The organism is Methylobacterium aquaticum (genome assembly GCF_016804325.1).
Classification (GTDB): Bacteria; Pseudomonadota; Alphaproteobacteria; order Rhizobiales; family Beijerinckiaceae; genus Methylobacterium; species Methylobacterium aquaticum_C.
Genome location: NZ_CP043627.1, coordinates 2,409,589 through 2,432,111 on the forward strand (window position 1 = coordinate 2,409,589; position 22,523 = coordinate 2,432,111).

At 72.9% G+C, this 22,523-nt stretch carries 19 protein-coding genes and 5 pseudogenes; 13 read left to right on the forward strand and 11 right to left on the reverse strand.

The annotated features are described in order from the left end of the window. Positions 1-344: 344 nt before the first annotated feature. Both gspD and gspG read right to left on the reverse strand, forming a co-directional pair. Entirely contained in the window at positions 345-2,738 is a 2,394-nt protein-coding gene (gene gspD, locus F1D61_RS10790) for a type II secretion system secretin GspD (RefSeq protein ID WP_203157838.1), read from the reverse strand. Positions 2,739-3,203: 465 nt separating this feature from the next. Further along, complete coding sequence (gene gspG, locus F1D61_RS10795) at positions 3,204-3,671, reverse strand: type II secretion system major pseudopilin GspG (RefSeq protein ID WP_203157839.1); 468 nt, start codon at positions 3,669-3,671, stop codon at positions 3,204-3,206. 172 nt (positions 3,672-3,843) lie between these two features. Here gspG and F1D61_RS34080 point away from each other — a divergent pair, with 172 nt between their 5' ends. The 9 genes and pseudogenes from F1D61_RS34080 (at position 3,844) to F1D61_RS10840 (ending at position 9,487) form a co-directional block, all read left to right on the forward strand. After that, the gene (locus F1D61_RS34080) at positions 3,844-4,875 is read left to right on the forward strand and encodes a hypothetical protein (RefSeq protein WP_246775823.1); all 1,032 of its coding nucleotides are present in this window, start codon (positions 3,844-3,846) and stop codon (positions 4,873-4,875) included. Further along, entirely contained in the window at positions 4,875-5,354 is a 480-nt protein-coding gene (locus F1D61_RS10805) for a prepilin peptidase (RefSeq protein WP_203157840.1), read from the forward strand. The genes F1D61_RS34080 and F1D61_RS10805 overlap by 1 nt, the downstream gene beginning before the upstream one ends. Continuing rightward, positions 5,354-5,803 (forward strand): prepilin-type N-terminal cleavage/methylation domain-containing protein, encoded by a 450-nt coding sequence (locus F1D61_RS10810; RefSeq protein ID WP_203157841.1) that lies wholly within the window; start codon positions 5,354-5,356, stop codon positions 5,801-5,803. The genes F1D61_RS10805 and F1D61_RS10810 overlap by 1 nt, the downstream gene beginning before the upstream one ends. Beyond that, a complete protein-coding gene (locus F1D61_RS10815) occupies positions 5,800-6,213 on the forward strand; it encodes a type IV pilus modification PilV family protein (protein WP_203157842.1) in 414 nt (137 codons plus the stop codon). Before F1D61_RS10810 ends, F1D61_RS10815 begins: the two co-directional genes overlap by 4 nt. Further along, positions 6,210-6,293, forward strand: a pseudogene (locus F1D61_RS35350) (type II secretion system protein); the annotation flags it as partial. The gene F1D61_RS10815 and the pseudogene F1D61_RS35350, both read left to right, overlap by 4 nt. Before the next feature lie 2 nt (positions 6,294-6,295). Further along, positions 6,296-6,823, forward strand: coding sequence for a general secretion pathway protein GspJ (locus F1D61_RS34085; protein ID WP_246775824.1), 528 nt, complete (start codon positions 6,296-6,298; stop codon positions 6,821-6,823). Continuing rightward, positions 6,820-7,716, forward strand: coding sequence for a general secretion pathway protein GspK (locus F1D61_RS10830; RefSeq protein ID WP_246775825.1), 897 nt, complete (start codon positions 6,820-6,822; stop codon positions 7,714-7,716). The genes F1D61_RS34085 and F1D61_RS10830 overlap by 4 nt, the downstream gene beginning before the upstream one ends. A 147-nt stretch (positions 7,717-7,863) precedes the next feature. After that, positions 7,864-8,352 (forward strand): hypothetical protein, encoded by a 489-nt coding sequence (locus tag F1D61_RS10835; RefSeq protein ID WP_203157846.1) that lies wholly within the window; start codon positions 7,864-7,866, stop codon positions 8,350-8,352. A gap of 862 nt (positions 8,353-9,214) precedes the next feature. Further along, on the forward strand, positions 9,215-9,487 hold the full coding sequence (locus F1D61_RS10840) for a BrnA antitoxin family protein (protein WP_203157847.1): 273 nt from the start codon (positions 9,215-9,217) through the stop codon (positions 9,485-9,487). 162 nt (positions 9,488-9,649) lie between these two features. Here the strand turns inward: F1D61_RS10840 and F1D61_RS10845 are convergent, their stop codons facing one another. From F1D61_RS10845 to F1D61_RS10880, 8 genes and pseudogenes are all read right to left on the reverse strand, one after another. Beyond that, entirely contained in the window at positions 9,650-10,600 is a 951-nt protein-coding gene (locus F1D61_RS10845; RefSeq protein ID WP_432443247.1) for a beta-propeller fold lactonase family protein, read from the reverse strand. Next, the gene (locus tag F1D61_RS10850) at positions 10,597-11,136 is read right to left on the reverse strand and encodes an SRPBCC family protein (RefSeq protein WP_203157848.1); all 540 of its coding nucleotides are present in this window, start codon (positions 11,134-11,136) and stop codon (positions 10,597-10,599) included. The genes F1D61_RS10845 and F1D61_RS10850 overlap by 4 nt, the downstream gene beginning before the upstream one ends. 24 nt (positions 11,137-11,160) lie before the next feature. Next, positions 11,161-11,754, reverse strand: a complete 594-nt coding sequence (locus F1D61_RS10855) for a DUF447 domain-containing protein (protein ID WP_203157849.1) — start codon at positions 11,752-11,754, stop codon at positions 11,161-11,163. Between the two features lie 4 nt (positions 11,755-11,758). Continuing rightward, positions 11,759-13,148: pseudogene (locus F1D61_RS10860) on the reverse strand (DUF6513 domain-containing protein). Then, positions 13,145-13,737: pseudogene (locus F1D61_RS10865) on the reverse strand (uridylate kinase). The pseudogenes F1D61_RS10860 and F1D61_RS10865 overlap by 4 nt, the downstream one beginning before the upstream one ends. 14 nt (positions 13,738-13,751) lie before the next feature. Beyond that, positions 13,752-14,990, reverse strand: a complete 1,239-nt coding sequence (locus tag F1D61_RS10870) for an ATP-grasp domain-containing protein (protein WP_203157850.1) — start codon at positions 14,988-14,990, stop codon at positions 13,752-13,754. Next, entirely contained in the window at positions 14,987-15,892 is a 906-nt protein-coding gene (locus tag F1D61_RS10875; protein ID WP_203157851.1) for an NAD(P)-dependent methylenetetrahydromethanopterin dehydrogenase, read from the reverse strand. The genes F1D61_RS10870 and F1D61_RS10875 overlap by 4 nt, the downstream gene beginning before the upstream one ends. Before the next feature lie 152 nt (positions 15,893-16,044). Beyond that, positions 16,045-17,012, reverse strand: a pseudogene (locus tag F1D61_RS10880) (beta-ribofuranosylaminobenzene 5'-phosphate synthase family protein). Between the two features lie 233 nt (positions 17,013-17,245). On the opposite strand from F1D61_RS10880, the gene F1D61_RS10885 reads away from it, so the two are divergent. The 4 genes from F1D61_RS10885 to F1D61_RS10900 are packed head-to-tail and all read left to right on the forward strand — an operon-like array spanning position 17,246 to position 21,667. Next, positions 17,246-18,331, forward strand: coding sequence for a formyltransferase (locus F1D61_RS10885; RefSeq protein ID WP_203157852.1), 1,086 nt, complete (start codon positions 17,246-17,248; stop codon positions 18,329-18,331). Further along, positions 18,325-19,953, forward strand: coding sequence for a formylmethanofuran dehydrogenase subunit A (locus tag F1D61_RS10890; RefSeq protein WP_203157853.1), 1,629 nt, complete (start codon positions 18,325-18,327; stop codon positions 19,951-19,953). Before F1D61_RS10885 ends, F1D61_RS10890 begins: the two co-directional genes overlap by 7 nt. Next, the gene (fhcD, locus tag F1D61_RS10895; RefSeq protein ID WP_203157854.1) at positions 19,941-20,873 is read left to right on the forward strand and encodes a formylmethanofuran--tetrahydromethanopterin N-formyltransferase; all 933 of its coding nucleotides are present in this window, start codon (positions 19,941-19,943) and stop codon (positions 20,871-20,873) included. The genes F1D61_RS10890 and fhcD overlap by 13 nt, the downstream gene beginning before the upstream one ends. Further along, a complete protein-coding gene (locus F1D61_RS10900; protein ID WP_203157855.1) occupies positions 20,870-21,667 on the forward strand; it encodes a formylmethanofuran dehydrogenase subunit C in 798 nt (265 codons plus the stop codon). The genes fhcD and F1D61_RS10900 overlap by 4 nt, the downstream gene beginning before the upstream one ends. Positions 21,668-21,912: 245 nt before the next feature. On the opposite strand, the pseudogene F1D61_RS10905 reads toward F1D61_RS10900, so the two are convergent. Beyond that, positions 21,913-22,520, reverse strand: a pseudogene (locus tag F1D61_RS10905) (hypothetical protein). Between the last annotated feature and the right edge of the window lie 3 nt (positions 22,521-22,523).

Genomic DNA, 22,523 nt, shown 5'->3' on the forward strand with positions numbered 1-22,523 from the left:
TCGACGGCGTCGGTCCCATCGCCCGCGCGGCAGAGGCTGCCAGCCGCCCCCGGGATCATGCGAAATCCGACGGATTGCTTCGGGCGATCCTGTCGGATCGCATGGGCAACGCGGAGTTCGGCTTCGCCCCCGCGGTGGAGTCGGAGGCACCACCGCGGGGGGCTTTCGATACCTGTTCCGGAAGGACTCTTGTGGAACCGGTGTCATACTGACGGTCGTCGAAAGCGACCGTCGATTCCGTTCTCGAGTCCTCGTCAATCCCAAGGTTCCGGACTTCCGAGCTTGGCGTCGAAAATTCGAGAAGGGTCAACGGCCTGATGCGTCAGCATCTTGGGCCGCTGGTATCAATCCAGCATCCGCCGCAAGATCCCCTCCGAGCCCTGATGCGCGGTCGGCAGGGGCGGGGGCGGCAGGACCGGGCGCACCGGCATCATCGTGCGGAACTGCTGGCGGAAATCCTCGGCGATGCGGTCGGCCTCGACCGTGCTGCGGATCACCCGCGGCCGGATGAACACCAGCAGTTCGGTCCGCACCCGCTGGTCGACCCGGTTGCGGAAGGCCGGACCGATCACCGGCAGGTCGCCCAGCACCGGCAGGCTCTCGTTGGTGATCTGCGCCTTCTCCTGCACCATGCCGCCGATCGCCAGGCTGTGCCCGTCCCGCACCGCGACGCTGGTCGCGACCCGGCGCTGGCGGATCGTCGGCGAGTCGATCGCCGAGGTCGTCGTCGGGACGACGTCGCTGACCTCCTGGTTGATGTCGAGCACGACGAGGCCGTTCTTGTTGACCCGCGGCGTGACCGAAAGGATCACGCCGGTATCCTTCATCTCGATCTGGTTGAGGATCGGCGCCCCGGCGACGAGCGCGCTCTGGCCGGTCTGCTTGATGATCGGCACCTGGTCGCCGACCTGGAGCTTGGCGGTGCGGTTGTCGAGCACCGTGATGTTGGGCGACGAGATCACGTTGACCCGGGTCACGCCCTGGAGCGCGTTGAGCACCACGTTGAAGTCGGTCCCGGCGAGCAGGTAGTTGAAGCCCGGCACCCCGCGCATCGCCGCGGTGATCAGGCCCGCGGTGCCGTTCGTCACCGCCGCCTTGTCGGTGTCGGCGCTGGCGAGGTTGAAGCGGTCGCCGCGGTTCTTGAGGAACCACTGCACGCCGAAAGCCAGGCTGTCGTTGAGGGTCACCTCGGCGATGACCGTCTCGAGCAGCACCTGGGTCGGCATCGCGTCGAGGCGGCCGAGGATGCGCAGGATCTTGTCGTACTGGGTGCGGGTCGCCGAGATCACTAGGCTGTTGTTGGCGTCGTCCGCCACGATGCCGATGGCGTCGCGCCGCATCCCGGCGCCGCCGCCCTCGAAGCCGCCGCCGTAGCCGCCGCCGTAGCCGGCTCCGCCATAGGCGCCGCCGCCGAACAGGCCGCCCCCGCCGGCCCCGACTGCGCCGCTTCCGAGCCCGCCGGCCCCGAGCCCGCCGGACATGCCGCCGAGGCCCGTCCCGCCGGAACCGGACTCGCCGCCGGATCCGCCCGAGGCCCAGCCCGAGGTCGAGGGCGAGCCGGCCGATCCCCCGCCGGCCAGTCCCCCGCTTCCCATGGCCCCGCCGGCCGAGGCTCCCGCACCCGGGCCGCCGGCGCCCAAGCCGCTGCCCGGTCCGCCGAGGCCGCCGCCCATGGCGGCGTAGCCGCCGGACGCGCCGCCGTAGCCCCCACCCATGCCGCCGCCATAGCCGCCCATGCCGGACATCCCGGCCATTCCGCCCGCCATGCCGTAGGCCCCGCCCATCTCCGACATCACCACGCCCTGGAGCACGGCGGCGAGTTCCTTGGCGGAGCGGTTCTGGATCCGGTAGACGAAGAGCTGGCGCTCGCGGTCGGCCGCGAGGGTCTCGAGCTCGGCGAGCAGCGCCCGGGCGCGATCGAGATAGGCGGCGCGGGAACTCACCACCAGGACCGCGTTCAGCGCCTCGTTGGGGATGAAGCGGATCACGTCGCCGGTGCCGGCGGTCTCGCCGCCGAAGATCTGGGTCAGGTCGCGGGCGATCGCCACCGGGTTGGCGCTGCGCACCGGCACCATCGCGGTCGACATGCCGCGCATCCAGTCGACGTCGAACACCGCGATGGTCTGGCGCAGGACCCGGATCTGGTTGGCGTCGCCGGAGAGGATCAGCAGGTTGCGCGCCCGGTCGGCCCGCAGCACCACCTCGCGCGGGGCCACCGCGCCCAGGATCGCCTGCATCTCGGCGGCCGAGATCCAGCGCAGGGGCACGGCGACCGCGCCCGATTCGGCCCCGACGCCCTGGACCGGCCGGACCTCGGACGCCGCCCCGCCCGCGGGCACGATCTGGACGCTGCGGCCCTGGCGGCGCAGGGACAGGCCGCGGCTCGCCAGCGCGGTCTCGAACATCCGGAGCAGGGCCTCGCGGCTCACCGGCCCGCCGGTCTGGAGTGTGATGGTGCCGGAAGCGCGCTCGTCCAGGCTGTAGCCCCAGCCGAGCGTATCGGCGAAGACCGCCTTGGCGGCCACCGGCAGCGGCACCTCGACGAGGTTGAGGCTCACCGGTCCGCCCGCGATCGGCTCCCGGGCCGGAGCCTCGCCGCCGATCAGGCGGTCGTCGCCGCGCATCACCAGGGCTCCGGTCTCCCGTGGGCCGAACGGCCCGAGGGGCTCGGCGCCGTGGGCGGTCAGCGGCCAGCCGCAGGCGAGCGCCAGGGCGAGGACAGGCGCACCTCTCATCATCACGCCGCCGTCCCCATCACCCGCCCGTCGATGGGGCGAACCTTAGGAGAGGTATGGTTAATAGCGGGTTGAGGAAGACCCGTACGACCCGCTGCCGTCCTGCGCCGGCCGCCCGATTGCAGCCTCGGCGAGCCGCATGCCGGAGCAATCCGGCCTCCGACGGGCGCCCCGGCGCGCCGAGGACCAGGAGAGACCGGCGCCGACGGGGTCCTCGCTCATCGAGGCGACTTGGATCGATTGTGGAGAACGAGCATCAGGACTGCCGAACCGGCAGGTTCGATTAGCGAACGATCCCGACAATCGTACGGATAGACGCGACGGGGCCGTCGGAGGATCGGCAAAGGCCGCGTCGTCCGAGGGCCGCACGGGCACGAGCGAGCCGAGGCCGCCACCCCGATGCCTCGCCCGTCGCCGCGGGCTCCCGGTCGCGGGGCCGGAAGCCGCCGTCGCGGCGCCGGCCCGGGATCAGTTGCTGGCCACGTCGGCCTGGTCGCCGGTCCCGCCGGCCTTGCCGTCGGCCCCCAGGCTGTAGACCTCGAACGGCGTCCCGGCGGCGCCGGGCGAGCGGTAGAGATAGGCGTGGCCCCAGGGATCGGTGAGGCCGCGGGCGTCGCGCACGTAGGGGCCGCGCCAGCCCGGGCCGCTCGGCTGCACCAGGGCCTGCAGCCCCTGCTGGGAGGTCGGGTAGGCACCGAGATCGAGGTAGTAGAGCTCGACCGCCTGGGCGATGTTCTTGACCTGGATGCGGGCCGTCTCGCCCTTGGCGCGGCCGAGATAGCCGAGCACCTGCGGCGTCACCATGGTGGCGATCATGCCGATGATCGCCAGGACGACCAGCAGCTCGACCAGGGAGAAGCCGGCCTCGCCGCCGCGCCGGTCCTCGGACGGGGTCTCCTGCGGCACGCGGCGATCCGGGAGAGTTGTGGTGAGCATCGTGCGGCCTCGGGGCAGACGGACATTCGCCGCGCGAAGGTGCCGTCTCTTCGTAAAGAAGCCCTCACTGCCGGTCGTGACCGGGATGGAGAGCCGCGCGAGTCGGACTTTGTTATCCAATTCAGGCCAGGATCGAACCCCGTAAGGCGAGGCTTTGGGGCAGGGGAGACGCATGGACCGCTCAGCAGGCCGCTCGTCCACAGGCGGCCCGGCCCGCGCGGATGGACGGCGCGGGCGCGGACTCGCGGGGCCGACGGTGGCGGCGCTCTCGCTCGCGAGCCTCCTCGCGCTGGGCGGCGGCGCGCTCGCCGCCGAGCCGCTGAGCGTCGCGCTGCCGGCGCCGTTCCCGCCGATCCGCGTCCTGACGCTGCTCGTTGCCCTCCACCTCCTCGGGCTGTGCTTCGGTCTCGGCGGCGCGACGATGCTCGATTTCTGGATCCTGCGCTGGATGCGCTGGGGCAGCCTGCCGGCGGAGATCTCCCGCATCTTCCTGTTCATCAGCAAGGTCGTCACGGTCGGCCTCGGCCTGCTCTGGCTCTCGGGGCTCGGCTTCCTCGCGGTCTACGCGGCGGAATCGCCGGAGAAGTTCGGCAACCCGAAGCTGCTGGCGAAGATCACCGTGGTCGTGGTTCTCACCGTCAACGGCCTGCTGATCCACGCCGTCGTGCTGCCGGGGGTCTTGCGCGACATCCGCCAGCCGATGCTCGACGGTGTGTCGGGCGTGCGCACCGGCATCTTCCTGGTCTCCGGCGCGATCTCCGGCGTGTCCTGGTACACCGCCTTCGCCCTCGGGCTGATGCGCGAGCTGAACGGCGTCGTGCCCGCCGGCCTGCTGCTGTCCCTGTGGCTGTGCGCCGTCATGGCCGCCTCGCTGGCCGCCTATTTCTACTGGCTGCACCTGCGCGAATGGACCATGCGCCAGGCCACACGGGCCGCGGCGGCACGAAACTCCTCCCCGGTGCCGGAGCCCGAGGCCGTGCCGGCCCCAGCCCTCGCGCCGGTCGAGGTCCTGACCGAGCCCGCGGCGCGCGTGGTCGAGCCCGCGGGCGACGCCGCGCTGCCTCCGGCCGTGCCGTCGCCCGTGACGCCCCCGCCCGCCGTCGCCGAGCCGATGCGGCCGGCCGGTCCGGCGCGGATCCCCGCGGACCGGATCCTCGCCCTCGCCCCGGCGGCGCCCCGGGCCCGCTCGCCCCGGCCCGCCTGATGTCCGCCGCCCTCCTCGCCGGCACGGTGCTGCCCGCCCTGCTGCCGCTGCCGCTGACCCTGCCGGCGAGCGTGATCGACCTGCGCCACCGGATCATCCCGGACGCCCTCACCCTGGCGCTCCTCGGCCTCGGCCTCGGCCTCGCAGGGTGGCGGGACGGGATCGCGGGGATCGGGATCGGTCTCCTGGAGGCCGGCCTCGCCTACGGGCTGTTCCGGGGATTGCGCGCCCTGCACGCCCGGGCGAGCGGCCGGATCGGGCTCGGCCTCGGCGACGTGAAGTTCATCGCCGCGGCGGCCGCCTGGACCGGGTTGTCGGGCCTGCCGGTGCTGATCCTGGCCGCGAGCCTGTCGGCGCTGGCGGCGATCGGGCTCATGGCGCTCGCCGGACGGAGGTTCGGGCGCGAGACGGCCCTGCCGTTCGGCCCGTTCCTGGCGCTCGGCCTCCACGCCGCCCTCCTGCTCGGGCCCGCCGGCTGATGCGCGGGAACGGGGCGGAAGCGGGGTTCACCCTCGTCGAGATGCTGGTGACGATGGCGATCCTGGGCCTCGCCGCCGGGGTCGCGTTCCAGTCCCTCGGCCCCGGCGCCCTCGACCGGCGCACCCTGCTGGTCTCCGAGACCATCGCCGCCGAGATCGGCCGCCTGCGGGCCGAGGCGATCCGCACCGGCCGGGCCGGGCGCCTCGCCTTCGAGCCGCAAGGGCGGCTCTTCCTCAGTTCCCGCCCGGGCGCGGTCCCGATCCCGGTCGGCAGCCTCGCGGTCGCGGTCGAGCCCGGCCCGGTCGGCCGTCCGGTGCCGGGGGAGCTGCACCTCCTGCCCGACGGCAGCTCGACCGGCGGACGGATCCTGCTCGCCGCAGGAAGCGCGCGCCGGACCCTCTCGCTCAGCGCGCTGACCGGCCGGGTGCGGCGGGAGGACGGACCGTGACGGGCGCCATGGGAGCCTGGCTCCGGCGGGTCGTCCGGCGGGCCGGGGAGCGGGACGAGGAGGGCTTCACCACCGTCGAGGTGCTGGTGGCGTTCGGCATCGCCGCCGCCGCCACCCTCATGGCGTTCCAGATCGCCGGCACCGCGGCCGCGGCCGTCCGGCGGATCGAGGCGAGCCGCGTCGCCGCCGACGAGGCGGAGGGCGTGGTCCTGCGCCGCCTCGCCGAGGGCCCGCTGCGGCCGGGCCTGGTGCAGGGCGTCTTCTCCGACGGGACGCCCTGGACGCTCGCCATCGCCGACCTTCGCCCGGTCCTCGGCCTCGGCCGGGTGCCGCCGCTCTGGCAGGTCCGCGTGACGGGCCCCGCGGCCGTGCCGCTCTACGCCACGCTGATCCCGGAGAAGCCCGAATGAGCCGGGAGCCGCCCGACGCGGGGCAGGCCGGGTTCACCCTGGTCGAGACCCTGGTCTGCCTCGCGCTGGCGGGGTTGATCGGGTGCTGCTGCTCAACGCCGTGCGGATCGCCGGCGGGGCCTCGGCCGCCGCAGCCCGCGCGGCGGGGGCGGAGGAGGTACAGTCGGTCCGCGACCACCTCCGGCGCACCCTGGGCAGCCTGGCCCAGAACCGCCCCGACGGGCGCCGGCCCACCCTGCGCGGGGCCTCGGACGGGCTCGTCGCGGTGCTCGCCCCCGACCAGACCCTGGAACGCCCGACCGAGATCGCCATGACCCTCGCGCGCGTGCCCGGCGGGCCGGGAGCCTTCGACCTCCTGGAAAGCCGCAGCGAGGCCGAGGCGCTGCCGGGGCAATCGATGACGCCCCGCAGCGAGGCGATCCTCGGGCGGATCGCCGGCCTCGGATTTCGCTATTACGGCGCGCCGTCACGCGGCGCCCGGCCGCTCTGGCTGCCGGCCTGGTCGCGGCCGGACCGGCCGCCGCTCTTGGTCGAGATCCAGGTCGCCTTTCCTCCCGCGGATCACCGCCGATGGCCCCCGCTCCTGATCGCCCTCGATTCCGGCCCGTGACCGCTCCGAGCGAGGCCCCCGCCGACGCGGGCGAAGCCGGCTTCGTGCTGCTCTCGGTGCTGGCGATCTTCATCGTCGTCGGCGCGGTGCTGGCGGCGGCGATCCTCCAGGTGCGCTCCGCCACCGGCCTCGCCCAGGCCCGGGCCGGGGCGGTGCGGCTCCAGGGCGCGGCGGACGGCATCGCCCGGCTGATCGGCTATCAGCTCGACGTGAACCGGACCTATCGCCGCTCCGGCGCCGGCCTGCCGGAGGACGGTACCGTGACCGCCTGCCCGCTGGCGCCGGGGCGCACGGCCTTCCTGTCGCTCCAGGACCAGGGCACGCTCATCGACCTCAACGCCAGCCCGCGCCCGGCGATGGAGGAGGCGTTCCGGCTCCTCGGCGTGCCGGACCGGGAGGCGCTGGCGCTCGGCGCCGAGATCCTCGATTACCGCGACCCGGACGACACCCCGGAGCCGAATGGCGGCGCGGAGCTGCCGCAATACCGCGCGAGAAGCCTGACCTGGGGGCCGCGCAACGCGCCCTTCGCCAGCATCGACGAGATCGACCGCCTGCCCTCGATGACCCCCGCCATCGCCGCGCGCCTGCGCCCGGTGCTGACGGTCTACAACGAGGGCGGGCGCTTCGACCTCGCCGCCCTGGTGCGGCGGGCGAACCCGTCGGCGATCCGCTCGCTGCCGAGCGCCGCCGGCCCGGTCCCGTCGCCCCGGCAGGTCTTTCGCCTGTCGGTCGTCGTCGAGGAGGGCGGCGCCCGGGCCGGGCGCTCGGGCATCCTCACCCTCGGCGGCAGCGGCTTCCTGGTCTGGCAGCAGACCGTCGCGGCGGACCTCGTCGCCGGCACCGGCCATCCCGCCTGCGCGATGGTGGCGGCGGCCCTCGGATCGGGCCCCTGACCGCCGCTTGCCGCCGACGCCGGCTCTCTGTCCGGAAGAGACCCGCCGGCATCCAAGGATCGGCCAGGATCGGATTGGCCGCGGCGGGAGTTGAGCTTGGGCCGGGTGGGAAAACGCCGCCCCGGAGAGGATGAGGAGCAGGGTGCGATGACGGAGACCGTGGCGGTTCCCCGGTGCCCGGACGTGGTGCTGTCGGATTTCGGGAGCTTCTTCGAGGAGCAGCGCCGGCGCCGCGAGGCCGCGACGGCACCGGACCCGCAGGCCGAAGCGCCGCTCTCCGCCGAGGATGCCCGGCGCGTCGCCCTCCTGCACGACATCGCCGCCGAGGTCCTGGAGGCGGCGGCCGGCCAGCTCGCGCCCCACGGCGTGCTCGTCGAGCGCGGGCCGTCCTTGCGCGGCCGGCCCGATTTCGAGCAGGCCTATACCCAGTTCATGCTGATCAACCGCAGGACCGGCCAGGCCTCGGACGTCTACGTGATGAGCATCACGGATGCGGGCTACTTCCTGGCGAGTGCCTGCGACCCGCGCCTCGACCACGACCATAACGACCGGCAGGTGACCCACTGCGCCGCGAGCGCCCTCAACTGCGACATCGTCGCCCGGGTGATGAAGGATGCCATCCTGCACGTCGCGTGAGCCCTGGAGGGGCGAGCGGGATGGCTGCAGCCTTCATGCGCGCCCGAAACCTTTCCTTGGGTATTCGTTCCAGCGCGGCAGTGAAAAAAAGCCGGCTCCAAATCCCCCTTGACCATCCCCGCGAGGACGGGCAGCATAACCCCCGTCGAGACCAACTCGAGGAGGTAGCCATGAATTCTCAAGGTTGCAGCCCTCACGCGACACAGACCGATGCCGGCGACCAGGAAACTCCGCCGGACTACGATCGACAGGGATAGTGGCTTCAGGGCGGGCTGAAATACGGTACTGGGCCGAGACGGCCGTCATCATCGTACCGTGCGACGACACCCGAGAACCCTGAAACGTGGACCCTGCCCCTTAAGGCTCGTCGGTGCGCCGGCGGGCCTTCGTCGTTTTTGGCCTGCCATGGCCGGCCTGATGCCTGCCTCAGAGGAAGGTCGAACCGGTCAGGAATGCACGGAATATTAATCCTTCGTCAGGTTCCGTCCCATCGTCGAAATCGCGTGCAGCCGGCTTACGAATCCCTCTTGACCACCCTGCCCGAGAGGCGCAGCATAGTCTTCATCGAGACGAACTCGAGGAGGTGGCCATGAATTCTCAAGGTTGCAGCCCTCTCGCGACGCATACCGATGCCGATGACCAGGACAATCCACCCAATGTCTGTCGACAGGGATAGTGGCTTCAGGGCGGGCTGACAGTCGATACGAGGCCGAGACGGCCGTCACCAGCGTATCGCGCGAGACCACCCGCAAACCCTGAAACGTGGACCCTGCCTTCTTCAAGGCTCGTCGGTGCGCCGGCGGGCCTTCGTCGTTTTCGGGTTTGCCGCTGCCGTGGTAGGGCTGTCCGAGGAGGACCCTTGATGGCATTCGACCGTTCCCGCCGCGGCAGCGACCCCCGGCAAGCCGCGGAGGCCGCGTTCCGGGCCGTGACCCGCAAGGTGCCGGAGGGCTCAGGCCCCGACGGCAAGACGACCGAGGGCAAGCCGAAGCTCGCCGCGAAGGCGGCCGTCCCGGGCGTGCGCGAGACCGTCTCCCTGCGCCTCGACCGCGACGTGCTCGAGCATTTCCAGGAGGAGGGGCCGGGCTGGCAGGAGCGCATCAACGCAGCCCTGCGCAAGGCCGCGGGACTCTGAACCACGTGAATCCGCCCCACGCGGCTTCGATGCGGCTTGGCCTTGCGGCATTCGTGCTGCTGCTCGCCGCACCGGCGCAGGCGCAAGGCGGGCTGGTGACCAACCCGTTCGCGTCGAACTATCCCTCGGTGCCGATCCGCGAACGGGTCGCCCCGCCGCGGCTCAGCGCAGGAACTGCCCGAAGGCCCGCGGTCCGTCCGAGGTCTTCACCTGTCCGGTCACCGTCAGCGCCGTGGCATCGATCACCGTGAGGGTGTTCGATTCCCAGTTCGCCACGTAGATCGCCTTGCCGTCCGGGCTGGCCTGGATGCCCTCCGGGTACTCGCCGACCTCGAGGCGGGCCCCCGGTTCCAGGGTGGCGGTGTCGAAGGTGCTGACCGTGCCGCCATACTGGTCGGTCACGAAGGCCCGGCCCTGGGCCAGCGCCACCGCGTAGGGCCGCTCGCCGACCTTGACCCGGCCCACCTCCCGGTGGGCCGCGATGTCGACCACCGAGACGTCGTTCGAGCCGACATTGGCGGCATAGGCCCGCTTGCCCTCTGGGTCGATCGTGACCCCGAACGGCCGCGTGCCGACCGGGATCACCGCCACACGCTGGCGCGTCGCGGTGTCGACCAGCGAGAGGGCGTCGTCGTCCCGGTCCGCCGCCAGCAGGAACTTCCCGTCCGGCGTCACCGCGATGCCCGAGGGCGAGGTGCCGACCGGGATCTCGGCCACGACCGCGAGGCTCTTCGGGTCGACCTCCCACAGGCGCTTGGCATACCAGTCGGCGACGTAGACCGCGCCGCTCACCGGGTTCACCCCGACCCCGAGGGGACCGCCGCCGAGCGGCACCGTACGCTCGATCCGCCGCGAGGCGGCATCGATCACCACCAGCGCCTTGCCCTCCGGCGCGGTGACGTAGACGGAGCGCCGGTCCGGCGACAGGGCGATGCCGGCCGGCGCACCCTTCACGGGGATCGACGCCACCACCTTGCGGGCGTCGAGGTCGACCACGTCGACCGTGTCGGAATTCTGCGCGGTGACGAAGGCCTCCGCCGCCCGCGAGGGGACCGGCGCGAGGCCGGCCCCGACGAGCAAGCAGAGCCCGGCGAGGCGCCGGGCTCGCCTCACGAGTTGCCCTTCTCGATCTTGGCCTTCAGGTTGTCGAGGCCGCTGCGGTACAGGTCCTTGACCGCCTTGATCGCCGCCTCGTCGCTCAGCTCGGGCGGCGGATCGTTGTTCATGTAGCCGCGGTAGAACGCGCCGTCCCACACCACTTCCGACGCCTTGCCGCCGTCGGCCGGCTCGACCTTGATCGTCGAGGAGTAGTTGTTGACCGGAAGCACCTTCACGTCGACCTTGTTGATCCGGTACGACAGGCTCTTCTGATCGGCCGAGTACTTGTAGAGCTCTTCCTCGACGGTGGGCCCGCCCTTCAGCGTGAGGGTGCGGGTGGCCTTGACCTCGTTGCCGCCCTTGCCCTCGGTCTTCTCGACCGGCGGCAGCCAGCTCATGTCCTGGAAGTTGCCGACCACGGCCCAGACCTTGTCCGGGCTGGCGTTGATCGTGACCTTCTCCTCGACCTTCTTGCGGGTCGGGCCGTGGGCCTGGGCAGCGGGGGCCGCCGCGAAGGCGGCGACCAGGGCCGCCGCGATGATGCGCTTCATCGGATCTCTCCTGTTCACGCGTTCTTACGCGTCATCGACCGCGAGGGACGCGGCAACCGCCTGCGGCAAGGCGGCCGCGACCTTCGCGGCGATCCAGTTCCAGGCCTCGCGCTCGGCGGGCCCGGCCGTCTTCTCGACGGCGATTCGGTGGTGGTGCAGCTCGGCCAGCACCGTCTCAGGCGCCAGCATGTGCAGGCGCGTCGACAGGATCGCCGCCTCCAGCACCGCGTTGACCGCCCGGTTGTGGCCGAGGAACGGCCGATGCGATTCGGCATGCACCACACGGCCGCGGAAGCGCGGGCGGACGGGATCGTCGCGCACCTCCACGACCTCTAATTCCATATGGCCGTAGGCCTCGGCCAGCCGCGGCACGGGAATCGTGCGGCAGGGCACGGTCGGCCAGTCGCGCCGGCCGGTGACGCAGCCGGCGATCACCCGCACATCCGCCGGCGCGGCGGCGGCGAAGACCGGCTGCACCTCCAGGTTGGCAATGGTCGGCGAGGGCCGGAACGGCGCCACCCAGAAATCCTCGCCCTCCCGGATCAGCCCGAACGGCACCAGGTGCAGGGACCCGTCGGCGGCGGCGGTCGTCACGATGGTCTCGAGGATCAGCGGCACGGCTTCAAGGCTTTCCGCTGTGGCGCGTATGGCCGGGGGCCTTGAAGCGCGTGGTGTCCTCCACCTCGGCATCCATGGCGCAGCCCCAGTCCAGGGCCTCGTCCTGCACGTAGCGCTTGCCGAGCCGCCAGGCCAGCTCGGCCTTGGTCAGCTCGCCGCCGAGGTAGAAGGCGTGGGCGCCGTCGGCCTCGACGCCGAGATCGGGGAAGAACGCCATCGCATCGCGCGCCACCTTGTGGATGTCGCGGTTGTAGATGTGCACCCCGTCCTCCGCGACCGCGACCCGGTAATTGGGGTCGCGCACCTCGGCGGCCAGGGCCGCGATCTCGTCAGGAGTCTGGGTATAGGGCCGCTTGTCGTGGAGGGCGAGGAGGGCGCGGCCATAACCTTTAGGCAGGGCGGCATCGGCCCTCGCCGCGTACATCACCCGGCGGGCGGCGTCGTGCTCCTCCACCGTGCGGCGCGTATGGTTCGAGACCTGCACGATCAGCACGTTGCCGATCGACAGTTCCGAGCATACCCCCATCAGCAGGGCCGTCACCCCGAGGCTGTCGGCCTCGGTGAGCTCGGTCAGGTTGCCGGTGCCCATCATCATGGCGATGTCGGGTGGCGGCGCCGCGTCTCGTGGTAGCGCACGAGCGACGCGGCGAAGCCGAAATGGATCGGCTCGAGGATCGGGTCGGCGATGAAGGGCTTGCCGGCCCGCTGCATCCGGTCGATCGCCCGGTCGAGCGAGGGCAGGTCCTCGGGCCGCAGCGGCACCAGCACCGGCACCGCCTCGGTCTCGAAGGCGAGGTCGAGCGTCTCCTCGTTGAGGCTGAGGAGGAAATCGGCGCCGGCCGCCGCGCCCTGGCGCAGCTCGTCGGCCGAGAACGAATCGACGCTGACCCGCAAACCCTCGGACTTGAGCAGCCGCACGGTGTCGCCGAGATGCGGGAAGGGGTGTCCGGCAGCCCGCCGAGATCGATCACGTCGGCCCCGCGCCGGGCGAGATCGAGCGCCCGGACCAGGATCTCGTCGGGCGTCAGCCGCGACGCGTCGACGATCTCGGAGAAGATCCGCACGTCGTGGCGCGACAGGTCGACCTTTCGCCCGGCAAGCCCGAGGAAGACCGGCAGGTCGACGATCTCGTCCGGCCCGCGCTCCACCGGCAGGCCGAAATGCGCGGCGAGCGCCGCCGGATCGGCCCGGCAGCGCCCGGGCAGGATCACCCGCGTCGCGCCCTCCGGCATCGTCACCCGGCGACGGATGATTTCCTCGGTCATCAGCGCGGCGACCTTCACGCCGGCATCCGCGATGGTCCAGGCGAAACGCTCCGGCGGCAGGCCGGCGGCGATTTTTTCCAGCCGCGCCTTGGCGAGGCGCCCGGTGACGAAGACGAGGTGCTCCCTCACGCGGCGCGCTCCGTCAGGGTTTCGCGGCAGAGCCGGTCGCCGCCGGGGCCGCGGAGCACGATCCGGCCGGGAAAGCGGGCGGCGAAACCCGGAAACGCGGCATCGACCAGGCCGGCCCGGGCCAGTTCCGACGGTCCCGCTCCGGGCGCCGGATCGGCGGATTTCACCAACAGGCAGGTTGTCGCGAGGAGGCGGGTCGCGAGCCAGAGCGCCAGGCTGTCCGAGGTCACGTCCCAGCTCTCGGGAATCTCCGGATGGCCGGCTTCGAGCGCACAGGGGTCCCAGACCGGCACGCGGCGGCGGCGAGGGCTTCGGCCGGGTCCTGCGTCACGTGCAGGCGCGGCTCCAGGGCGGCGACGATGCGCGCCATGCCCGCCATGGCGCCGAGCGCGAGCCGGTGGGCGAGGGGATCGGGAAAGGCGAGGGCGCCTTGGGTCGTCCGCACCGCCTCGGCGAGCGCGCCGCCGCCCGGCACGATCACCACCGGGCCGTCGGCCCCGTCGGCGAGCCCGGCGAGCAGCCGGCACAGCCGGACCCGGTCGGCCACGAGGCTGCCGCCGACCTTCACGACGCCGAGACCGTCACTCATGCTTCGTGCCCGGTTCATGCGGGATTGTCCAAGACATTGTCCAAGACGCTGACGGGATGCGGGACCGGCTCACCCGCGGGGGAGAGGAAGCCTCGCGATGCCGCGTCGAAGATGGGGCGGTGATCGGCGAAAGCCAATGTGCCGGCAGCCTCCCCGAGCCGCGCCCGCAGGTCGGCCGCCCGCCGCGCGACCGCGAGCCGGGCCGTGCCCGCATCCGGCCCCTCGGCCAGCACCGTGCAGATCGGCGCTCCCGCCTCGATGCGGCTGCCGGAAGGCGGCCGGTCCATCGCCCAGTCGGGCCAGTCGAGGGCCGGCACCGACGGGATCTCCGCCTCGGCATACAGAATCTCGGTCGCGGCGGCGCCCGGAAAGGTCGAGCGGTGTTCCGGCAGCCGGCCGCCAGCCGCCGCCAGATGGGCGGCAAACAGCGGCACCGGCCCGCGATCGAGCACGTCCAGGGTGGCGCCGGGCCGGGGATTGACCTCGAGCAGCCACCAGGCCTCGCCATCGACCAGCAGGTCGGCGCTGACGAGGCCGCGCAACCCCGTGGCGGCGACGAGGGCGGCGAGCGCTGCTTCGGCCGCCTCCCGCACCGTCGCGGGCAGGGTGGCCGGCCCGGCGGCGCCGGCATAGCGGAAGGGCCGGCCGGGCCCGGGCGCCGTCCATTGCTCCGTCACCGCCAGCACGGCGATGCCGCGTCCATCCGTCAGCGCAGCAAGCGAGCGCGGCAGGCCCGGGACGCGGCGCTGCAGATAGGCGCCCACGGGGAGCGCGGGGCCGGCCGGCCGGATATGGCCGCCGCCGGAGGCGCCGCGCCGCTTCATGAGCCAGGATTCGGGGTCGGGCACCGGCGCGAGGGCGATCTCCGGATGCGGGATGCCGAGGCGCCCGCACAGGGCGGCGAAGCCGGCCGGGTCCTTGAGCGCCGCGACGGCATCCGGCGAGGCCCCGAGCAGGGAATGGCGCCCGGCGAGGCGCCGCATCAGTTCCGGCGCGCCCTCGAAGCCGGAGCCGAGGACGAGGCCGATGGGAGCGCCAGCCTCCTCGGCGAGGCGCGACAAGGCCGCGTCCACGCTCCCGGCCCCCGGCCCGTCGCCGAGGCGGCCCGATACGCGGCGGTAGCCGGCGGCCAACGCCCGCGTATCCTCGTCGCCGAACAGGTCGGCGACGAAGGGGCGGTAGCCGGCCCGCCGCGCCGCGGCGGCGAGCGCCCGGCCCGATTGCGCCGCGATCAGGACCGCCTCACTCGTCACGCCGCCGCCTGGTCGGTGATCTCGACGGCGAGGCGGTAGGCCTCGCGGAAATCGAGCACGAGCGGCTGGTCGGCCTGAAGCAGGCGGCGGAACAGGCCGGCCTGGGTGCCGTACTTGACGTTGCCGATGGCGAGCGCGCCGATGCCGACGCCCCGCCCGCTCGGCAGCGGGACGGCATCGGCGTTGACGTCGATCCCGGCGATGCCGGCCGGCGGGACGGCGTTGACGTCCGCGGCGACGAGGAGGCGGGTGGCCTGGGTCAGGTCCTCGGCGCTCAGGACCTGCACGCCCGCGGCCGCGGCCGACAGGATCACCTCGGCGTCCCGCGCCGCCGCGATGCGGCCTTCGGGCGTGGAGCCGTCGGCGGCCTCGACGGCGACGCCGAAGCGCGCCCGCATGCCCTCGGCGATCGTCGCCACCCGCTCGCGGCCGTTATAGCCGACGATGACCGGCTGCGCGCCCTCCTGCGCGGCGATGACCGCGGCGCAATAGGCGACGACGCCGGTGCCGCCGAAGATCGCGACGCGCTTCCCCTTCAGCTCCTCGCCGAACTTCTCCCGCAGCGCCTTGCGCACGCAGGCCACCATGGCGGCGCCGGTGGTGAACGAGCCCGCCGGATCGGCGAAGACGTGGTTGGCGAAGGGCGGCACGAAGGCGCCGGTCGCGGCATCGACCATGTCGAGGGCGGCCTCCGCGTTCTTGCCGGCGATGAAGAGGGCCGTGCGGGTGCCGTCCTGCGGCGCGCGGGAGAAGATCGAGTCCTGGACCAGCGGCACCACCTCGCCGGGCTCCACGCTCGTATAGGTCGAGACGACCTCGAACCCCGCATCCACCGCCATGTTCACGTCGAACGGGCTCATGTGCTTGAGCGGGGTCAGCATATGCAGGATCGAGCGGGCCATCCGACATCTCCTCCGAGCGGCGAAGCGCGACAGCCGCTCGCCGGCGACTCGATTCGCGCATGAGGCTTTAAGGTTCGGTGCCACCTTTACGCCTGCGAGCCCCGCCTGTGGCCTGGACGATGGTGGCAATTGGTACGGGGTCGCCGCCTCGCTCAGTCGATCTCCGCGCCGCGGTTGCGGCCGCGGGCGATGCGGAGGGTCAGACCCGGATGGCGGGCGCGCAAGGCCGCGGCGAGCGCCTCGGCCGCCGCCTCGTCTCCGACGAGCGCGAAGCCGGTCGGCCCCCAGGAACTCTGCCCGAAGCCCGGGATGCCCGCGGCCTCGACATCGGCCAGCGCCGCCGCCACCGCGGCGCTGGCGTAGCGCCCGCCCTGGTGGGGGGCGAAATAATCGCCGATCCGGCGCTGGATGTCGGTGATCCCGGCGCCGAACCGCGCGACGTCCTCCGTGACGACCGCGGGCAGCACCTGCATCAGCACCGTGCGGCAGATCTCGGCCGCCTCCGGCGCGGGAAACCGGGGGAGTTCCCGGAAGGCCCGGCGCTCCTCGGCCCCATGCACGCCGGTGCGGCCGGAATCCAGGATCAGCACCACCCGCCACGCTTCGGGAAGGGCAGCCGCGCGATCACCGGCGGCGGCGCGTCGCCGTCGTCGCGGCCGCCATCGACGATGAGCCCGCCGGTGACGAAGGCGGCAAGCCCGACGCCGGAGCGGTTGCCGCGGTCGAGGGCATCGGCGAAGGCGGCCGGGGAGAACGGCGCGCCGTGGAGCGCCGCGAGCGCCGCCGCCACCGAGAGGGCGAGCTGCGTGCCCGAGCCGAAGCCCGCATGGGCCGGGATCGCGTCGGCGAGGTGGAACGCTCCCGTCTCCGGCACGCCGAGGTGACGGGCGGCGAGCGCCGCGTAGGCGCGCACCCGCTCGCACTCGGCGGCGATGCCGGGCGCGTCCGCGCCGGTAACCTGGAGGTTATCGGCCCGGGTCGCGGTGAGGTCGATGCCGGGCGCATCCAGGCTGAGCCCGACGCTGCCGAAGCGTCGGCCGAGCCCGCCATGGAGGTCGAGGAAGCCGAAATGCAGCCGGGCCGGCGCGCGCACCCGCACCGTTGCCCGCGCCGTCGCCATCTCGTGCGCCAAACCGGCCTCGCTTCCTGACCCGACCGGGCGGCACCCGCGGGGCCGTCCGAATCCTCGGGGGCGGACTGTCCCACACCGCCCGCCGGCTGGGCAACTCGCGATCGGCGCATAGGTGCCCGCCGAGCGGGCGCGAAGCCGGACTTTCGGGGGACTTGCCTGCCCGGGCGCCGGGGTGCAACCGTCTGCGGCGAACTGCGCAGGGCAGGGGCGGGCGAGGGCGGATGACGGCCTGGATCGACGGACGGGCAGTGGCGCGGGACGAGGCGGTCGCCGCCGCCGCCACGCTGCTGGCGGGGGCGCGAAGCCCGGTCTTCGCCGGCCTCTGCGCCGAGGCGGCCTCGGTGCAGGCGGCCTTCGACCTCGCACGCGCGATCGGCGCCTCGCTCGATCCCGCCTCGGGCCCCTCCCTCTACGCCGATCTTGGGGCGCTGGCCTCCGGCGGCGCCATGACCACCACGCCTGCCGAGACGCGGGGGCGTGCCGACATGGTGCTGGCACTTGGCGCCGCGCCCTGGGCCACCGACCTGTTGGGCGAGGTCACGGCAGACAGGCCCGTCCGCGGACGGGCATCGGGGAAGCCCCGCGCGCTCCTCGCCCTCGGGGCGCCGGGGGACGGCGCGGTGCAGCACGTCGCCTATCCGGCGGGAGAGGCGGGGCTCGCGGCGGCGATCGGCCTGCTGCGCGGCCTCGTCGCCGGCCGGATCGCCGGTCCCCATCCGCTCGCCGACCTCGCGACGCGCCTGCGCGAGGCGCTCTACGGCGTCATCCTCTACGACCCGGCCGAGATCGGGGCGCTGGGGGCCGAGATGCTGAACGGCCTCGTCAAGGACCTCAACGAAACCACCCGCTGCTTCGCGCTGCCCCTCGGCGATCCCCACCAGGGCCGGGCCGTGGCGCAGATCGCCGCCTGGAGCACCGGCCAGGGACCGCGGGTCGGCTTCGGCCGCGGATACCCGGAACACGATCCCTGGCGCTTCGACGCGGGCCGCCAGGCGGAGGCGGGGGAGGCCGATGCCGCGCTGTGGCTCGCCGCGCTGCCGGCTCCGCTCCCCTCCTGGACCCGCATCGTGCCGACCGTGGCGCTCCTCGGCGCGCCGAAGGGCGACGAGGCGCAGGTGGTGATCGGCGTCGGCGTGCCGGGGGAGGCCTTCGGCGCCGCTCTCTGGCATCCGCGCCGGGCGGCGATCGCCTGGCACGAGGCCGGCGCGCCGCAGCCCGAACCCGTTGCCGCCGCGGCGATCCTCGCCGACCTCCAGGCCCGGCTCTCTTCCACGACCACGAATTCGGAGCGCTCCGCCTCATGCTGACCCGCATCGCCGGCGGCCGGGTGGTCGATCCGACCGCCGGGCGCGACGCCATCGGTGACGTCTGGATCGAGGACGGCCGCGTCGTCGCCCCCTCGGATCGCGCGCCCGACCGCACCATCGACGCCGCCGGCTGCATCGTCATGGCGGGCGGCGTCGAGGTCCATTCGCACATCGCCGGCGGCAACGTGGTGCTGGCGCGCCTGCTGCTGCCGGAACTTGGGCTGTCGGAGCCCGACGCGCCGAACCCGCACGGGTCGGGCCGCGACGTCGGCCTGCTCTATGCCCGGATGGGCTACACCACCGCGGTCGAGCCGGCGATGCCGCCGGTCAACGCGCTGGCGACCCAGCTCGAACTCGCCGAGATCCCGCTCCTCGACAGGGGCGGGCTGTGCGTGATGGGCAACGACGACCAGCTGCTGCAGCTGCTGCGCGACCGCGAGAGCGCGGATGCGGTGCGCGATCTCGTGGCCTTGAACGTCGCGACCTCGCGGGCGCTCGGCGTCAAGGTGATCAATGCCGGCGGCGCCGACGCATTCAAGGATGGAGCGGTCCGCTTCTCCCTCGACGACGAGGTGCCGGCCTACGGGCTCACCTCGCGCACCATCCTCAACGGGCTCCTCGACGCGGTCGAAGCCCTGAAGGTGCCGCACCCGCTCCACGTCCATTGCAGCAATCTCGGCCTGCCGGGGGCCGATGACAGCCTGATCGAGACGCTGGAGGCGGCGGAAGGCCGGCGCATCCACTTCGCCCACGCGCAGTTCTACGCCTACGCGGCGATCGACAAGGACAACCCGCTGACCGGCGGGTTCCAGTCGGCCGCGCCGCGGATCGCCGAAGCGCTGGCCCGCCATCCCAACGCCACCCTCGATATCGGCCAAGTGGTGTTCGGCCAGACCGCGACGATCTCGCTGGACATCCTGCGCCAGTTCTCCGGCCGCAAGGCGGCGAGCCCGAAGAAGTGGATCGTCAATGCCGGCGACGCCGAGGGCGGCGGCATCGTGCCGTTCCGCTACCGCGACCGCGGCCCGACCTCGTCGCTGCAATTCGCCATCGGGCTCGAGATGATGCTGCTCTCGCCCGACCCGGAGCGCACCATCCTGACCACCGACCACCCGAATGGCGGGCCCTTCACCGCCTATCCGCGCATCCTCCACCTCCTGATGGACAAGGAGGCGCGGGACCGCGAGGTCGCCGTCCATCCGAAGGTCGCGGCCGAGCGCTCGGGCCTCGCGGCGATCGAGCGCGAATACACCCTCTCGGACGTGGCGCAGCTCACCCGCTCCGGGCCGGCGAAGCTCTTGGGCCTCACCGATCGCGGCCACCTGCGCCCCGGGGCGCGGGCCGACATCGCGGTCTACCGCGACCAGCCCGACCGGACCGCGATGTTCGCCCGCGCCCACCGGGTGCTGAAGGACGGCGCGGTGATCGTCGAGGACGGCGAGGTCGTGTCCTGGACGCGCGGCCACACGCTCAGCCTGTCCATCGAGGCCGATTCCGGCATGGCGCGGCGGACCGATTCGTATCTCCAGGGCCGCTTCGGCGCCGGTCTGTCCACCTTCACGGTACCGGACGCGGCCTTCCCCGATCACGAGGTGTTCGAGGCGGTGTCATGCCGGACCTGATTCTGAACGGCATCCGGGTCGAGGACACCTTCGCGGAGGCCTTCGACATGGCGGCCACCGCCCTGGTGTTGACCGCAGAGACGCCCGAATGGGCGATGATCGCCGCCACCACCATGACGGGCTTTGCCACCTCGGTGATCGGCTGCGGCGCCGAGGCCGGCATCGACGCCGTGCTCTCGCCCGACGAGACCCCGGACGGGCGCCCCGGCGTGCGGGTGCTGCTGCTCGGCTTCGATGCCGGCGGCCTCAAGGACCAGCTCCTGCGCCGGGTCGGGCAATGCGTGCTGACCTCGCCGGGCAGCGCGGTCTTCGCCGGGATCGCCTGGGACGACCCCAATGTCGGCAAGGCGCTCAAGCTCGGCGGCGCAATCCGCTATTTCGGCGACGGCTTTTCCACCGCCAAGCGCGTCGACGGCCGGCGCTACTGGCGCACGCCGGTGATGGACGGCGAGTTCCTGTGCGAGCACTCGGTGCCGACGATCAACGGGGCGGTCGGCGGCGGCAACCTGCTGTTCCTCGGCCGGCGCTTCGCCGACACCCTGCGGGTGGCCGAGATCGCGGTCGCGGCGGCGCGCACGGTCCCCGACGTGATCCTGCCCTTCCCGGGCGGCGTGGTGCGCTCCGGCTCCAAGGTCGGCGCGCGCACCAAGGGCATGATGGCCTCGACCAACGACGCCTATTGCCCGACCCTCAAGGGCCGGGCCGGCTCGGCCCTGCCGCCGGAGGTCGACGTGGTGCTGGAGATCGTCATCGACGGGCTGTCCTCGGCCAGCGTCTCGGACGCGATGCGGGCCGCCCTCCACGCCTCGACCAGGGCGGGGGCCGATCTCGGCCTCGTCGCCGTGACGGCGGGCAATTACGGCGGCAATCTCGGGCGCCACCATTTCCACCTCCGGGACCTGCTCGGAGAGGCCGCATGACCACCCTGACCCTCCGCGAGGCGCCGCCGGAGCGCCTCGACCTCGCCGGCCTCACCCCCGCCGCCCTCGCGGGCCTGTCGGAGGTGGACGCCGCCCGCCTGCCGGTCGGCACCAGCCGCCGCGGTCTCACCCTCGGCGATTGCTTCACGATTCACCTCGACGGCGCGGACGAGTTGCGGATCGTCGGCGCCACCGACCGGCTCGACCGGGTCGGCGCGGGCCTCGCCGCCGGGCGGATCGTGGTCGAGGGCGATGTCGGCCAGCGCCTCGGTGCCGGCATGACCGGCGGCACCCTCACCGTCAGCGGCTCGGCCGGCCCGTTCGCCGGGACGGCGGCCAAGGGCGGCACGATCCGCATTGCCGGCAATGCCGGCGAGAGCGCCGGCGGCGCGCTCCACGGCGCGGAGGCCGGCCTCGACGGCGCGACGCTGATCATCGGCGGCACCGCCGGCGACCGCCTCGGCGACCGGATGCGGGCCGGGCTGATCCTGGCGAAGACGGCCGGCGCCCATGCCGGCTCCCGGATGATCGCCGGCACGATCGTGGCCGAGGCGATCGGCGACCATCCCGGCTACGGCATGCGCCGCGGCACCCTGGTCGCCGCCCGTCACGGCGCCCTGCTGCCGACCTTCGTCGAGACCGGGCGGCAGGACCTCGTGGTGCTGAAGCTGCTGGCGACCTCGCTCAAGAGCCTGGCCCCGGAGGCGGCGTCGCTCCTGCGGGCGCCGATGCGCCGCTATGGCGGCGACCTCGCGACCCTGGGCAAGGGCGAGCTGTTCACGCCGGTGGGGTGAGCAGACGCGGGAGGCGACTGGTGCTCCCGTCTACGGTCCTGCCACCCTCAATGTCATCCTGGGGCCGCGAAGCGGAACCCGGGATCCATAACCGCTGACGTTTCAGGATGAAGCGGTGCGCGATCCGCTTCATCCTTCACCGTCAGCGGTTATGGATCCCGGGTTCTCGCCTTCGGCGAGCCCCGGGATGACATCGAGGGTTTGATTGAGCGCTGTGAAAAACTTTCCCCGCAGCGAACGGACGCTCACAACCGCGCCTGAATCTTCTTCGCGATCGCCCCCAGCCTCTGCTCCAGCAGGGTCGGCACCTCGCAGACATAGGTCAGCGACTGGCTGCGCTCCTGGAAGATGCGCTTGTCCCAGGCGAAGCGGGTCTCCAGCTCGGTCAGCTCCTTGGTGTCGGGCACGTCCGGCGCGGTCTTGACCTCGCTGATCTTCCCGGCCTCGTCGCGGATGCGCTCGGCCATCACCCGCTGGCCGCGGGCGTAGCGGCCGATCCCGGCCACCACCTTGTCGCGCTCGCCGTTCAGCACCTCGAACACCCCGGCGAAGACGCGCGTCAGGCGAGCCTCCTTGTCGGCCTTGTCGAGCTTGGCCGCGAAACCGTCGAGAAGGCCGTCGACCTCCTCCAGCGGCAGCCGGCGCGATGCGATCTTCTGCGCGAGCAGGGCGGCATCGGTGTCGTTGCCCCACTCGGCCAAAGCCTGGGTCGGGTCGGGCCCGGTCCAGACCGCGCCGGGCCCAGTGTCGAGACCTTGCGCTGGGCGCAGGGCCAGTCGGGATCGGCCTTGGGCTGCGCGAGGGCCGGGGCGGCCCCAAGGATCAGGAGCGTCGCGAGGAGGGGACGGAGCATCGT